The sequence below is a fragment of the Lachnospiraceae bacterium genome (assembly GCA_025758065.1).
Taxonomy (GTDB): Bacteria; Bacillota; Clostridia; order Lachnospirales; family Lachnospiraceae; genus Enterocloster.
Genome location: CP107199.1, coordinates 1,217,946 through 1,232,500, shown reverse-complemented (window position 1 = coordinate 1,232,500; position 14,555 = coordinate 1,217,946). Strand labels below are relative to the sequence as shown.

General features: G+C 43.3%; 11 protein-coding genes, 6 tRNA genes, 1 rRNA gene and 1 pseudogene (1 of these 19 only partly in view). 17 read left to right on the top strand and 2 right to left on the bottom strand.

All coding sequences use genetic code 11. The features are described from left to right. From OGM16_05800 to OGM16_05765, 8 genes are all read left to right on the top strand, one after another. Positions 1-874, top strand: a 23S ribosomal RNA gene (locus tag OGM16_05800) (it extends 2,014 nt beyond the left edge of the window). Positions 875-950: 76 nt separating this feature from the next. Continuing rightward, positions 951-1,024, top strand: a tRNA-Asp gene (locus tag OGM16_05795). Between the two features lie 31 nt (positions 1,025-1,055). Continuing rightward, a tRNA-Val gene (locus OGM16_05790) sits at positions 1,056-1,128 on the top strand. 42 nt (positions 1,129-1,170) lie between these two features. Beyond that, positions 1,171-1,252: transfer RNA gene (locus tag OGM16_05785), tRNA-Tyr, on the top strand. A 52-nt stretch (positions 1,253-1,304) separates the two neighbouring features. Further along, positions 1,305-1,378, top strand: a tRNA-Met gene (locus tag OGM16_05780). A 27-nt stretch (positions 1,379-1,405) separates the two neighbouring features. Further along, positions 1,406-1,478, top strand: a tRNA-Phe gene (locus OGM16_05775). 17 nt (positions 1,479-1,495) lie between these two features. Continuing rightward, positions 1,496-1,568: transfer RNA gene (locus tag OGM16_05770), tRNA-Lys, on the top strand. A 145-nt stretch (positions 1,569-1,713) separates the two neighbouring features. Next, the gene (locus OGM16_05765; GenBank protein UYJ47760.1) at positions 1,714-3,543 is read left to right on the top strand and encodes a DUF5050 domain-containing protein; all 1,830 of its coding nucleotides are present in this window, start codon (positions 1,714-1,716) and stop codon (positions 3,541-3,543) included. A 29-nt stretch (positions 3,544-3,572) separates the two neighbouring features. On the opposite strand, the gene OGM16_05760 is transcribed toward OGM16_05765, so the two are convergent. Together OGM16_05760 and OGM16_05755 are read right to left on the bottom strand one after the other, a co-directional pair. Beyond that, on the bottom strand, positions 3,573-3,815 hold the full coding sequence (locus OGM16_05760) for a hypothetical protein (protein ID UYJ47759.1): 243 nt from the start codon (positions 3,813-3,815) through the stop codon (positions 3,573-3,575). Between the two features lie 186 nt (positions 3,816-4,001). Then, the gene (locus OGM16_05755; protein UYJ47758.1) at positions 4,002-4,412 is read right to left on the bottom strand and encodes a DUF3842 family protein; all 411 of its coding nucleotides are present in this window, start codon (positions 4,410-4,412) and stop codon (positions 4,002-4,004) included. Positions 4,413-5,012: 600 nt separating this feature from the next. On the opposite strand from OGM16_05755, the gene OGM16_05750 reads away from it, so the two are divergent. The 9 genes and pseudogenes from OGM16_05750 to OGM16_05710 all read left to right on the top strand — a co-directional run bounded on the left by OGM16_05750 (position 5,013) and on the right by OGM16_05710 (position 14,529). Continuing rightward, a complete protein-coding gene (locus OGM16_05750) occupies positions 5,013-5,195 on the top strand; it encodes a hypothetical protein (GenBank protein ID UYJ47757.1) in 183 nt (60 codons plus the stop codon). Next, positions 5,195-5,563: a hypothetical protein gene (locus tag OGM16_05745; protein ID UYJ47756.1), complete on the top strand. Its 369-nt coding sequence runs from the start codon at positions 5,195-5,197 to the stop codon at positions 5,561-5,563. The genes OGM16_05750 and OGM16_05745 overlap by 1 nt, the downstream gene beginning before the upstream one ends. After that, positions 5,485-6,882, top strand: coding sequence for a transposase (locus OGM16_05740; GenBank protein UYJ47755.1), 1,398 nt, complete (start codon positions 5,485-5,487; stop codon positions 6,880-6,882). The genes OGM16_05745 and OGM16_05740 overlap by 79 nt, the downstream gene beginning before the upstream one ends. Before the next feature lie 495 nt (positions 6,883-7,377). Next, entirely contained in the window at positions 7,378-9,132 is a 1,755-nt protein-coding gene (gene thrS / locus OGM16_05735) for a threonine--tRNA ligase (GenBank protein ID UYJ47754.1), read from the top strand. Positions 9,133-9,307: 175 nt separating this feature from the next. Continuing rightward, a complete protein-coding gene (locus OGM16_05730) occupies positions 9,308-9,874 on the top strand; it encodes a DNA topology modulation protein FlaR (protein ID UYJ47753.1) in 567 nt (188 codons plus the stop codon). Beyond that, complete coding sequence (locus OGM16_05725) at positions 9,871-11,355, top strand: aminotransferase class I/II-fold pyridoxal phosphate-dependent enzyme (protein ID UYJ47752.1); 1,485 nt, start codon at positions 9,871-9,873, stop codon at positions 11,353-11,355. The genes OGM16_05730 and OGM16_05725 overlap by 4 nt, the downstream gene beginning before the upstream one ends. Positions 11,356-11,380: 25 nt before the next feature. Then, positions 11,381-11,602, top strand: a pseudogene (locus OGM16_05720) (guanylate kinase). Between the two features lie 375 nt (positions 11,603-11,977). Then, the gene (locus OGM16_05715; protein ID UYJ48401.1) at positions 11,978-12,844 is read left to right on the top strand and encodes an NAD(P)-dependent oxidoreductase; all 867 of its coding nucleotides are present in this window, start codon (positions 11,978-11,980) and stop codon (positions 12,842-12,844) included. 557 nt (positions 12,845-13,401) lie between these two features. Next, positions 13,402-14,529 carry an ABC transporter substrate-binding protein gene (locus OGM16_05710; GenBank protein UYJ47751.1) on the top strand — a complete coding sequence of 376 codons (1,128 nt, stop codon included), beginning with the start codon at positions 13,402-13,404 and terminating at the stop codon, positions 14,527-14,529. Positions 14,530-14,555 lie beyond the last annotated feature (26 nt).

The window sequence follows — 14,555 nt, the reverse complement described above, 5'->3', positions numbered from 1 at the left end:
CAGTGAAGATGCTGGTTACCCGCGCCAGGACGGAAAGACCCCATGGAGCTTTACTCCAGCTTGATACTGGGATTCGGTACTGCATGTACAGGATAGGTGGGAGACTGAGAAACTTGGACGCCAGTCTGAGATGAGTCGCTGTTGGGATACCACCCCTGCGGTATTGGATTTCTAACCTGCAGCCGTGAACCGGCTGGGGGACAATGTCAGGCGGGGAGTTTGACTGGGGCGGTCGCCTCCGAAAGGGTATCGGAGGCGCTCAAAGGTTCCCTCATAATGGTTGGAAACCATTAGAAGAGTGCAAAGGCATAAGGGAGCTTGACTGCGACACCGACGGGTGGAGCAGGTAGGAAACTAGGACTTAGTGATCCGGTGGTATGAAAGTGGGATTGCCATCGCTCAACGGATAAAAGCTACCCTGGGGATAACAGGCTTATCACTCCCAAGAGTTCACATCGACGGAGTGGTTTGGCACCTCGATGTCGGCTCATCGCATCCTGGGGCTGTAGCAGGTCCCAAGGGTTGGGCTGTTCGCCCATTAAAGCGGTACGCGAGCTGGGTTCAGAACGTCGTGAGACAGTTCGGTCCCTATCCGGCGTGGGCGTAGGATATTTGAGAGGAGCTGTCCTTAGTACGAGAGGACCGGGATGGACGGGCCGCTGGTGTACCTGTTGGAGTGCCAACTCCATGGCAGGGTAGCCAAGCCCGGACGGGATAAACGCTGAAGGCATCTAAGCGTGAAGCCCCCCTCAAGATGAGATATCCCATACGCAGGTAGTAAGACCCCTTGAAGACGACAAGGTAGATAGGTCAGAGGTGGAAGTGTGGTGACACATGGAGCTGACTGATACTAATCGGTCGAGGGCTTGACCAAAAGGTAAGGGAACAAAAAGTTGCAGGTATTCGGTAGTTCAATATGTGGTTTTGAAGGTATGTAAAATGCCTTTAATGGCCCGGTGGCTCAGCTGGTTAGAGCGCCGCCCTGTCACGGCGGAGGTCGACGGTTCGAACCCGTTCCGGGTCGTTTCTTTTTCAACTTGATAAAGAATACAGTTGGGGTCTTAGCTCAGCTGGGAGAGCATCTGCCTTACAAGCAGAGGGTCACAGGTTCGAGCCCTGTAGGCCCCATTCTAAGTATAATTTATCTGAAAAAGAGTATAATGGTTATATGGGCGAATTCCCGAGTGGCCAAAGGGGACAGACTGTAAATCTGCTGGCACTGCCTTCGGTGGTTCGAATCCACCTTCGCCCAGTTAAATACTTATTGACAAATTGAAAGTAAGTATTTATAATAATTTAGGTAACGCGGGGTGGAGCAGTCTGGAAGCTCGTCGGGCTCATAACCCGAAGGTCGTAGGTTCAAATCCTGCCCCCGCAATTTTTATGCCTTAGGCATAAGGAAAAAGCCCAGATAGCTCAGTTGGTAGAGCAGAGGACTGAAAATCCTCGTGTCGTTGGTTCGATTCCGACTTTGGGCATTTAAGTAATTTAATAAGGGCGTGTAGCTCAGTCGGTAGAGCACTTGACTTTTAATCAAGTTGTCCGGGGTTCGAATCCCCGCACGCTCATCTTTGAAAAGTGGCGGCAAATCTTAGAAATTGAGATTTGCCGCTTTTTTCGTTTATGGTAATGTCATCTGGAGGTGATATTGTCCGTTCACAAACAGATTCCAAGTGTATATTTTTATCTTTATGTACAGGAGGCCTAAACAGGATGAGAAGAAGGAAAAAAGAATCTGGATTAAAAACAGCGTTGCTTATGATCGCAGCAATTATTTTTATGATCATGGCAATTAGTGTTGTAGTGATCGTTTTTGGAAAAATCCATTCAGATTATGAAAAGCTGGATATGACGAAAGCCAGCGAACAGAAAACACTGGAAATACCAGCAGTTGAGACTGAAAAAGAGACAGATCAGACTGGTTGGGAAGAAACAGAGGATGGATGGAAGTACAAGACCAATGAAAAAACATATGCATCAGATCAGTGGCTGGAAATAAAAGGTTTTCTGTATCATTTTGATGATAAGGGGATCATGGCAACAGGACAATGGAAAGGTGGTGGCCAGATTTTTACCTGTCATGATGTAAAAGGATACTTGAAAAATATTGAGCCGGATCCAGATTATGTGCCTGAAGATACCGGAGAAAATTTGGACAGTTTTGTGAGGACCAATGCATTCTGGTGCTACTTAGACAGCGAAGGTACCGGGCTTTTTAAGACGATCCTCTATAAGAAAACAGTAGATAATAAGGTAAAACCTCTGGGAAATGAAAAGAACCCTGAGAAAGCAACAAAAAATTCTTTAAGAGCCTATGGTGATTATGTATACTATCTTCCTAAAGTGGCTGAAAATAGAAAATCATCTCTTTCTGAGGAAGAAAAAGGCCTGTGTGATGTTCTGGTACGAATGATCCCGGGACAGAACACAAAGGAGATCATAGCCGAGAATGTAGATGGCTATCTGGTATTAGATGAGACTATTTACTATGCCCAGGATGGAAAAATCTATACAGCCACTTCCGGCACAGGGATAGAGCTTTCTGAGAGCGGTTATCAGGTAAAAATTGATGGTAATGCATGTTATCTTGTAAATTCATTTGGAAAAGCGGTTAATGGAAAAGAAAGTACGGGCATTGCCATAGAAGACCGTGTATACAAGATAGATGAAAATGGAAAAATCAGCTATGTAAAGAAAAATCCGGCTGCTGCAGATGGAAATTCTTATGAACTTCAGGGAAACGGAGCACAGATGCAGATTGTAAAGAAAACTTCTTCTGGAAGCAGAGCCATTATAAAGGCTGATTATGGTGTACAAAGTTACTGCATTGTGGATAATTCTATTTTTTTCAGTGCTTATGTGGAAAAAGATGCTTCCGGAAAATGGTATAGCCGTATTTTTAAAACAGATCTGAATGGAAAAGAGAAAAAGGCAGTCAGTGGTATTTTTCCAGGAGCTGTTTTTAATCTGTATTATTTTGAAAGTCAGGGAGAGATATACGGGGAATATCACCCAAAAATCTGGGAAAATGCTTATGGTATAGTCATTAATGTAAAACAGGACGGGACTATTTACGCAGTAAAAGACAGTTCTGAAAGAACGGGAAAGACGGTGACGGGAAATGATATGATCGAAATACTGGCGCTTCAGGATGGAGAGCTGATCGGTTTTTGGCATGACTGCAGTTGGAGCAGAAACGGCGGTATTACCCAAGTTCTCTGGAGCCAGCCGGTTTCATTGGATATTTCTTTAAAGATAAAAATAGAAACAGTAGATGAAATAAGACAGGAAGAAACTACTGTGGAAGAGACAACAACGGCTGCAGAGAAGATCATTCCTATATCACCGGCACAAAATTCAGGTACTGTATCAGAAACAGGAAAGGTGCAGCCGTCCCAAAGCTATAAAGAGGCGGTGACCGGGACAGATGCACCTGGAAACCAAGTGGAAGAAACTGCGGTAGCTCCGGTGCCAACTGTACCGGCAACTTCACCAGCCAGTGAGACTACGGCAGAAGAAATCAAGATAGTACCGTTATCATAAACAGGCTGGGGGAACATTTTTGTGGAAGATCAGTGAACGTCTTCCTCATCAAAATCAACTACAACGTAAAATCCACGGGAATTTTCACGGATATCTTTTACGATGCCATATTCGGATTTAATGCGGTCTCTTGCGGCGAAGCAGCCGGACATGGCTACAGCTGGATCGATGATATAGCTGTAGCTGCTGGTTCCTTCCCGCTCAATGATCTTTACTTTGTCACCGGCGCTTACAAGACCGGGACGTTCCATTTTAAATTCAACGGTTCTCATGATAAATTTATGCCTTCTTTCTAAACGGACATGTCACTTGATAGTGACATCTTCTTGTTTCCATATTCATGAAAACAAGAAGCATGTTGGGTTCACCATATGCTGGTTTAAATGAAAAAGTGCTTATGCAAGCAAGTTTGTAACACACTTTCTCATTCAAATCAGCGCATGGCTGAATTGTAACGTTTAAATCGCCAGATGTCTGCCAACTTCTTCACAGACCTGGCGGATATAGTCGCTTAAACTGCCGCCCTGACAGCCTGCAATAAAGTGGTTGCAGCGATTAACAGGTATAAGTATTTTATAGGCACTGCTGGAGCTTACAGCAGTGGCCATAGCAGCGGTGATCTCTCCCATAAGGGAATCGGCCATAACAATGCCAATAGGGCCAATGATCAGGTCAGCGTTTCTGGCATTGACTATTACAGGATTTTCGCCGGTGGCTCCATATGAGGCACCGGCTTTTAACATGGCAGAGGTTGCAATGCTGTTGGTACCAATAGCGTAAAGTTCAAGTTCAGGATAGCAGCTTTTTAGCTGTTCGATCACAGCTTTTCCCATGCGGCCGCCCTGGCCGTCTATAATAACGATCTTCATGAGTCATATTTCTCCTTTGTATTGTAATGTTCTCCTGAAGTTTTTCATACACTTGCTTTTGTGGCCGTTATTTTTCAATCACACCCGGATTTCAGAGGCGGACGCAACGCTAATACTTCAGAAATTTGGGCACAATTGACAATCAGGTACAGAAAGATTTCGAGAGAACATTGTACCTTCCATAAGGGAAGAAAAACAACATTATCTTAGCATATCTATTGATAATTTAAAAGGATTACAGATAGAATCTTCTTTTCATGAATATGGAAACTGTTACTATACACGGGTAGTTCATTTTCATTGTGGAAAGTGACGAAAATCATTTTTCTTTTTCATCAAAACTATTTTAGCCGGAAGAAATTCTGCGGATATCGCTTCCGGCTACATGTTTTATTGCTTAAGTTATCAACAGTATCTATAAATTCTCTTTTGAGGCGTGTTGAATTCATCGATTTTTGTGGATGGTTTCTCCACGCCAGCTTCTTATCTGACCATTTTTTTAGAGTTATTCACATGAAAAAATGACGAATGATCATCTCCTGCAAATTCGCATAAATTCAGATCTTCTGCTATAATCATTCCATGAAAAGAGGGATGAGCATGAATGACATGTCTGTAAAAATCGAGCAGTTACTGAAACTTCAAAAGGGTGTCTGCGAACAGTACGAAAAAGAAAATAAAGAACTTTTAAAAACAATTAAAGCCCAGGAAGAACAGATCCGTCTTCTGAAACAGTTGATTGAAAACCAGGATAAAATCATTAAAGCATTGGAGCAATCATAATGGGAAAGCCGTTTGAATATATTGGAGCGTTGCAGTGTGAAAACCGAATATTGAGAAAAAAAGTAGCCGATCATGAGTCAGGAGAACGATTCCAACAGATTCAAATGGAACATCAAAAAGTACTTGATGAGTACCGCCGACAGATAAAACGTCTGAAACAAACGATTGAAAATCTTCGCAAAGATGTAAGAAAAGCCTGGAAATGGTGCGAAGAGGCATATGAAGATGCACTTAAGGAACTGAATGCACAGATGAAAGATCTGGAGCATGCATTAAAAAGGCTAAAAGAATGCGCTTTGCCGCAGAACAACGCCGTGATCAGGCATTGTCTGAGGTCGCTGGACTGCGCCGTGAAAACAGTGAGCTAAAGGATCAGCTGGAAAAAACAGAGGGACAGAATAAGAAACTTCTGGCACAGTTGAACCGTGATTATGAAAATTCCTCCATTCCGTCATCACAATCAAGAAACCGTCGAAAAATATCCAACAATCGTGAACGCACTGGAAGAAAACCCGGAGCGCAGCCAGGGCACGCCCATCATGGAAGGAAAAAGCAGGAAGCAACTCAGACTGTACATCTGCCTGCGCCCAAAATTGTGGCAGAGGATCCGGATTTCAAAAAAACACAGAAGATCATAACCAAACAGCTTGTTTCCATTGAAATGATTCTTCATGTAACGGAATATCAGGCAGATGTATATCGTAACTCCAAGACGGGAGAAAAAGTCCATGCAGCTTTTCCCGCAGGAGTGGTTGATGATGTGAACTATGATGGCAGCATCAAGTCACTTTTATTTCTGTTAAATACAGACTGTGCAGTTTCCATTGATAAAAGCCAGCGCTTTCTCTCTGATTTGACAGGTGGAAAGCTGAAAATTTCCAGAGGAATGATCAATAAACTCTGCCGTGAGTTTTCTTCCAAAACAGAAACAGAACGGAAAAAAATCTTTGCAGACCTGCTGTCCTGCCCGGTTCTGCATACAGACTGTACAAATGCCCGCGTAAACGGAGAAAGCGCCTATGTATTTGTCTGCGCATCTTCAGATGAGGAAAAGGTACTTTACTTTGCCCGTGAGAAAAAGGGGCATGAAGGCGTAAAGGGAACTGTAACAGAAGATTTCCGGGGGATTCTGGTACACGATCATGAAATTACTTTTTACCGTTATGGAAGCGCTCATCAGGAATGCCTTGCGCATGTAGAACGGTATCTGAAAGACAGCATGGAAAATGAGTCATCCCTTACCTGGAACCGGCGAATGAGAGAACTGCTCCAACGAATGATACATTACCGGAAAGAACATACTGGTGAAGCATCGTTAGACGCTCAAACAGTAGCTGGCTTTGAGACAGAGTATCAGGAAATCCTGGACAAAGCCAAAGAAGAATACAAACGTAATGAGCCAAGCCCGTATTACCGCGAAGGCTACAACTTATATCGCCGGATGCAGGAATATAAAACAGAGCATCTTCTTTTCCTGCATGACATGAGGGTGCCAACCACAAACAATACCGCAGAACGCTGTTTGAGAGATTATAAACGAAAACAGACTTTTGCAATGACATTTCGAAGCCTTGAAAGTATCGAAGAATTATGTCATAGCAAGGGTGTGCTGCTTGAAGTACGAAAAAACAACCCCAACATTTATACCGCTGTCATGGAAATCTTTAACAGAAGATATGGAGCCTGATTTGTGCATCAGACTCCCTTATTTTAATTGACCGAGTGGTTGTACACAAGTCTGCCCGTGTATAGTAACTGGAAACTAGAAGATGTCATAGTAAAACTGTAATTAGAATGCATCTGTTGTATTAGTTCTATCTTGACAAATAGGACTTAAATGTTATAATCAAGGTTAGCAGAAATGCAAAAGGCATTGAAGGAACCAGTAATCTGTGGGAAGCAGACAGAGAGCAGCCAGTTGGTGGAAAGGCGCATGCAGGAGACAGATGAAGACCAGTCCTGAGCCGTATCAGGGAACTGTAATAAAGCTTTAAGGCTTTAGAAGTGGGAAATGATACCGTACCCCGCGTTAAGGGATGAATGAGTGAAAATCAAGGTGGAACCGTGTATATGCACCCTTGGACATAGAGATGTGTCCAGGGGTTTTTTAATATCTTAAAGCCTTAAAGGACATATCCAGACGATGTACTAGAAAGCGTTTTAAAAACGAAAGGAGTTTACCATGAAGATTATTTTACCAGACGGAAGTGTTGAAGAAGCAAAAGACGAATTAAGAGCCATTCGCCACACTGCTTCCCATGTACTGGCACAGGCAGTAAAGAGACTGTATCCGGAGACCAAGCTGGCGATCGGACCGGCAATTGATGATGGATTTTACTATGACTTTGACAGAGAAGGTGGATTTACTCCGGATGATCTGGAAAAGTTAGAGGCTGAAATGAAGAAGATCGTTAAGGAGAACCTGGCATTAAAGCCATTCGTTCTGCCTAGAGACGAAGCTATTAAATTTATGCAGGAAAAAGGAGAGCCTTATAAGGTAGAGCTGATCGAGGATCTTCCAGAAGGTGAGACTATCAGCTTCTATCAGCAGGGTGACTTTGTAGATCTGTGTGCAGGACCACATATTCTTTATACAAAGGGCATTAAAGCATTTAAGCTGACCAGCATTGCAGGTGCTTACTGGAGAGGCAGCGAGAAGAATAAGATGCTGACCAGAATCTATGGTACTGCATTTGCAAAGAAAGAAGATCTGGAAAGCTATCTGACCATGATGGAAGAGGCTAAGAAGCGTGATCATAGAAAACTGGGCAAAGAGCTGGGATTGTTCATGTTCGCAGAAGAAGGACCTGGTTTCCCATTCTTCCTTCCAAAGGGCATGACTTTAAAGAATACACTGATAGATTACTGGCGTGAGATCCACTTAAGAGAGGGATATCAGGAAGTTTCTACTCCTGTTATCTTAAGCCGTAAGCTGTGGGAGACCTCTGGTCACTGGGATCATTACAAAGAGAACATGTATACAACTGTTATTGATGATGAGGACTACGCTATTAAGCCAATGAACTGTCCAGGCGGTATGTTGGTGTATAAGTCCCAGCCTCGTTCCTACCGTGACCTGCCATTAAGAGTTGGTGAGTTAGGTCTGGTACATCGTCATGAGAAGAGCGGACAGCTTCATGGCCTGATGCGTGTACGCTGCTTCACCCAGGATGATGCACATATCTTCATGACCCAGGATCAGATCACTGACGAGATCAAGGGCGTTACAAGACTGATCAACGAAGTTTACTCTCAGTTTGGATTTGATTATTTCGTAGAGCTTTCTACCAGACCAGAAGATTCCATGGGATCTGATGAAGATTGGGAGATGGCAACAAACGGCCTGAGAAACGCACTGGATGAAATGGGCTTAAAGTACATTGTAAATGAAGGAGACGGCGCATTCTACGGACCTAAGATCGACTTCCATTTAAGAGACTCTATCGGACGTACCTGGCAGTGCGGTACTATCCAGCTTGATTTCCAGCTTCCGCAGCGTTTTGAGGCTGAGTACGTGGCTGAAGATGGTACAAAGAAGCGTCCTATTATGATCCACCGTGTATGCTTTGGTTCTATTGAGCGTTTCATTGGTATCCTGATCGAGCATTTTGCAGGTAAGTTCCCTGTATGGCTGGCTCCTGTTCAGGTTAAGGTTATTCCTGTATCAGAAAAGTCCATGGAATATGCCCAGGGTGTGTATGATCAGTTAAAAGCAGCTGGTATCCGTACAGAGTTAGACCGTAAGGATGAGAAGGTTGGATACAAGATCCGTCAGGCTCAGTTAGAGAAAGTTCCGTTCATGCTGGTATTAGGTGAGAAGGAAGCAGCAGAAGGCAAGATCACTGTAAGAAGCCGTGACAAGGGCGATCTTGGTGTTGCTGATCTTAGCACATTTATCGCAGATGTTAAGAAAATGACTGAAACAAGAGAGAAATAATATTACAGTTCAGCCATGACATCATCTTGTTTCCATATTCATGAAAACAAGAACTGCAACAAAATAATAAATAAGCTGTTTTAGGCAGCCAATCCCCTGCAGAGACTTTATAACAGGTATAAGGCCCTTGCAGGGGATTTTTTCAATATGGCTTTAACATTCGGGGAAGAAAAAAATGAAAATTGCAGTGATCGGATATACAGGCTCCGGAAAATCGGTGCTGGCAGCAAAACTGGGTAAGATAATTGGCTGTCCGGTACTCCATTTAGACAAACTTCAGTTTGAAGCAGGCTGGAAGGAGCGGGGGGAAGCAGAAGGAAAAATGCTTTGTGAGCAGTTTTTAGAGGAAAATAAAGATCGTGGCTGGGTCATTGATGGAAATTATGAAAAATTCTGCCAGAAAAGGCGTATGAAAGAAGCAGACCTGATCATTTTTATGGATTATCCAAGATGGATCTGCCTGTGGCAGGCGTTGCGCCGTTATTACAGATACAAGGGCCATACCAGAAAAAGCATGGCAGATGGCTGTGTAGAAAAGATGGATAAAGAATTTATCTTATGGATCCTGAAAAATGGACGCAGCCAGGAAAAGAAAGAAGGATATAAGCAGGTGAGTGAACACTATCCGGATAAATTCATTCAGGTAAGAAATCGCCGGCAGCTGCGGGCAGCTGTGATCCGTCTTTTACAGCTGCAGAATGAAAAAGGGCTTTATGCGGGAACCGGGAGCAGAAAAAGGTGAAAAAAGAGGAACTTCTCATTGAACGTTTAAAAAAGTACCGGAAATCAGATATGTATCCTTTTCATATGCCGGGACATAAGAGGGCAAAGGGAATTAAACTATCCTTTCCAGATCCATTTTCGGTGGATATAACAGAAATTGACGGCTTTGACAATCTCCATCATGCAGAGGGGATCTTAAAAGATTCTATGGAATGGGCATCATGCCTTTACGGTTCTGACCGTACATGGTATCTTGTAAATGGAAGTACCTGCGGGCTGCTGTCTGCCATTAGCGCAGCGGTTTCCCATGGAGGAAAGATACTGGTCAGCCGAAATTGCCATAAGGCTGTGTATCACGGAATTTATTTAAACCATCTGGAGGCAGTTTATGTTTATCCACAACCGGTCCCAGGATTGGGGATACAGGGAGGTATTTTGCCAGAAGATGTGGAAAAGGCATTAAAAGAGGAGCCGGATATTCAGGCTGTGCTGATGGTTTCTCCTACGTATGACGGGATTGTTTCAGATGTGAAAGCAATCGCAGATGTTGCCCATAAAGCAGGAATTCCTCTGATTGTAGATGAGGCTCATGGTGCGCATTTTGCTTATGGAGATGCATTTCCAAAGTCAGCCCTTGAACTGGGGGCAGATGCAGTGATCCAGAGTGTGCATAAAACACTGCCAAGTCTGACCCAGACAGCTTTGCTCCATGTTAAAAATAACAGGCCGGATGGAGGATGCTATCTGGACATTAAAAAGATAGAGCGGTATCTTCAGATCTACCAGAGCAGCAGTCCTTCTTATGTGCTTATGGCGTCCATTGAGAACAGCATTTTTCTTATGGATCAGTATAGAAAAGAAGGTAAAGTGGCTGAATTTGAAGCTGATTTGCTTAAAATACGGAAAAAACTGGAAAAAATGAAATACCTGCGCCTGGTGGAAGAGAATCTGGTAGGAACAGCAGGAATTTCTGATGTGGATATTTCCAAGATCGTTGTTTCAGTAAGAGGCAGCGGGCTTACCGGGGAAATGCTTTCCCGGATCTTAAGGGAAAAATATCATCTGGAAATGGAAATGTGCGGTGCCGATTACGTAACAGCCATTGCAGCTATTGGAGACAGCAAAAAGGGGCTGAAGCATCTGAAAAAGGCGTTGCTGGAAATTGATAAAAATCTGGAAAAATCTGGAAAAACCTGCAATAATGAGCCTGAGGATAATGTTTACAGCCGCCATGCAATGCAGGTAATGCCTGTTTTTAAAGCAATAGATGGGGAAAAAGAAACAGTGTCTTTAAGAGAAAGCAGCGGCCGCATTTGTGGAGAATTTGCCTATATTTATCCACCGGGTATTCCGCTTTTAGCACCGGGAGAGCGGATCACAGAAGAAATACTGGAAACATTACAGGATTATATAGAAAAAGATTTGCCGGTCCAGGGACTGGAAGATACGGATCTTTTCACTATACAGGTAATGGCATCGTCAGGTGACATGTCCATTTGAAAACAGAGAGAAAGATGGAAACATAATGGGAAAGATTTATTATGTAATGGGGAAAAGTGCCTCAGGAAAGGATACTATTTACAAGCGGTTGGTAAAGAAAATGCCGGAACTGGGGACTGTACGCATGTATACCACCAGACCCATCCGTGATGGGGAGACTAATGGTGTGGAATACATTTTTACAGATGAGAAGCAGCTTCAGGCTATGAAGGATGCAGGTAAAGTGATCGAATGCCGCACCTACGATACTATTTACGGGCCATGGAGTTATTTCACAGCAGATGACGGTCAGATCGACCTGGGTTCCTGCAGTTATCTTATGATGGGGACGCTGGAGTCTTATGAAGGGCTTTGTAAATATTATGGGGCAGAAGTTATGGTCCCTTTGTATATCCATGTGGAAGATGGTGTGCGCTTACAGCGGGCATTAAACAGGGAAAATACCCAGAAAAATCCCAAATATGCGGAAATGTGCCGAAGATTCCTGGCAGATGAAAAAGATTTTTCTAAAGAACGTCTGGATCAGTGCGGGATCATAAAACAATATGAAAATACTGGGATTGAACCGTGTATAGAAGAAATCATAAAGGACATTTTGTGTAACGAAGGAAAGGAGAAACAGATGTTAAAGAAAATTGGATTTATTGGCGTTGGCATTATGGGAAAATCTATGGTGCGCAATCTGATGAAGGCTGGTTATGAGGTTTCTATTTATACCAGAACAAAGTCAAAGGTGGAAGATGTGATCGCAGAGGGCGCTGCATGGTGTGATACAGTTGCAGACTGCTCCAAAGGAAAAGATGTGGTCATTACCATTGTTGGTTATCCTAAGGATGTTGAAGAGGTATACTTCGGGGAAAATGGTATCCTTGAAAATGCAGATAAAGGCACATATTTGATCGATATGACAACCACGAGCCCGAAGCTGGATCAGCAGATATACGAAGAGGCAAAGAAACGTGGTCTCCATGGCTTAGATGCCCCTGTAACCGGCGGTGACAGTGGCGCAAAGGCGGGAACACTGACTATTTTAGCAGGCGGCGATAAAGAGGACTTTGATACCTGTCTGCCTGTATTTGAGGCAATGGGAAAGGACATCAACTACGAAGGAAAGTCAGGAAACGGACAGCACACCAAGATGTGCAACCAGATCGCCATTGCAGGTGCTTTAGCAGGTGCATGTGAGGCTATGGTCTACGCAAAGAATGCAGGACTGGATGTAGATGTAATGCTTAAATCTATTTCCACCGGTGCAGCTGGAAGCGCCCAGATGAACAATGTAGCTTCCAAGGCAGCAAAAGATGATTATGCGCCGGGCTTTTTCTTAAAACATTTTATCAAGGATATGGGCATTGCAGATGAGGAAGCATCTGAAAGAGGAACCAGGTTAGATGTATTAGAGGATGTTCTTGGAATCTGTAAAAAACTGGAAAATGAAGGCATGGGAGATCTGGGAACCCAGGCTCTGATCAAGCATTATAAGTGGTAAAAAATCATGGTAAAAGGATATATCATCTTGCGGTGACATTATCATAAATAAATGTACTCTCGGAATCTTTTTGTACTTGATTTTGCGAGAAGATTTTTTGTCAGTTGTGCCCAAATTTTTGAGGCGTACGCGGTGCGTACGTTGATAAAATTCGGGTGCGACTGGCGAAAAATCGGCCGCAAAGGCAAGTGCATGAAAGACTCCGAGAGTACATATAAATGAAAAGAGGACTGCTGTGAATAAATGCAATAAACCGACTGCATTTATCATGGCGGTCTTTTTTGTCGATATATGTATAATGTGCATATATAATATTTTGAAATAATATAAAAATTATGCAAAAGTTCAGAATAACACAACAAAAGTTAGAATAACAAATGGAAAAATGCATAATAAAAATATATAATATCATCATCAGAAGTAAAAAGTTACAGTATATGAGAGATGTAACAAAAACTTCAAAGAACGTGAGAAGCAGTTTTTAAACTGCAAAATTTAATTTCCGGTGAGACCGGAAGAAATGTACCGGAAAGGTACATAGAAAAGGAGAGGTGTATATGAAGAAAAGATTTGTAGCAGCGTCACTGGCAGCCATGATGGTACTGAGTATGACAGCGTGTGGAGGCGGAAATACCGCTACTACTGCAGCACCGGCAGAGACCAAGGCAGAGGAAACAACAGCAGCAGAGGCTAAGGAAGAGTCTAAGGAAGAAGCAAAAGAGTCTGAAGCAACAGCAGAGAAAGCTCCGGAAGATTACACCGGTACAGTAGTTGTGTATTCTCCTCATGATGCAGACCCGTTAAATGCAGGTGTGAACCTGTTTATGGAGAAGTATCCAAATGTTAAGGTAGAAGTAGTAGCAGCCGGAACTGGAGAGCTTTGCAACCGTATTGCAGCTGAGTCTGCTAATCCGATTGCTGATGTACTCTGGGGCGGAGGTGCTGACTCACTGGCTGCATTTAAGGATTATTTTGCACCATATGTGTGCGCAAATGATGATGTGATCGCAGAAGAGTATAAGGATCCAGATGACAAGTGGATTGGTGAAAGCCCACTGCCAATGGTACTGTTTTACAATAAAGATCTGATCGAAAAAGACGGAATGACCATTCCTGAGTCCTGGGAAGATCTGACAAAGCCTGAGTGGAAGGGAAAAATTGCATACTGCCTGCCATCTAAATCCGGTTCTGCATATACCCAGTTATGTACTATGATCCTGGGACATGGCGGTAAGGAAGATGGATGGGATTTCATCAAGAAACTGTATGACAACCTGGATGGAAAGATCGTTGATTCTTCAGGTAAGTGCCATAAGATGGTAGCTGATGGTGAGTTCTATGTAGGGCTTACTCTTGAAAAAGCAGCTGTTCAGTACAAGGATGATCCTTCAGTTGGATTTGTATATCCAAAGGATGGAACCAGTGCAGTTCCTGATGGTGTAGCTCTTGTTAAGGGATGCCCGAACGAAGAGAACGCAAAATTGTTCATTGACTTTGTAACTTCCAAAGAGTGCCAGACAGAGCAGAGTGAAAACTGGGGCCGTCGTCCTGTAAGAAGTGATATGGACGTTGCAGAGGGGCTGGCAAAGCTCAGCGACCTGGTATTGGTTGATTATGATTTTGACTGGGCTGCAAATGAAAAAGAGTCCATTATTGAACACTTTAATGATATTATGGTGAATTGATTTTTAAGAAAATGAAAAGTAAGTAG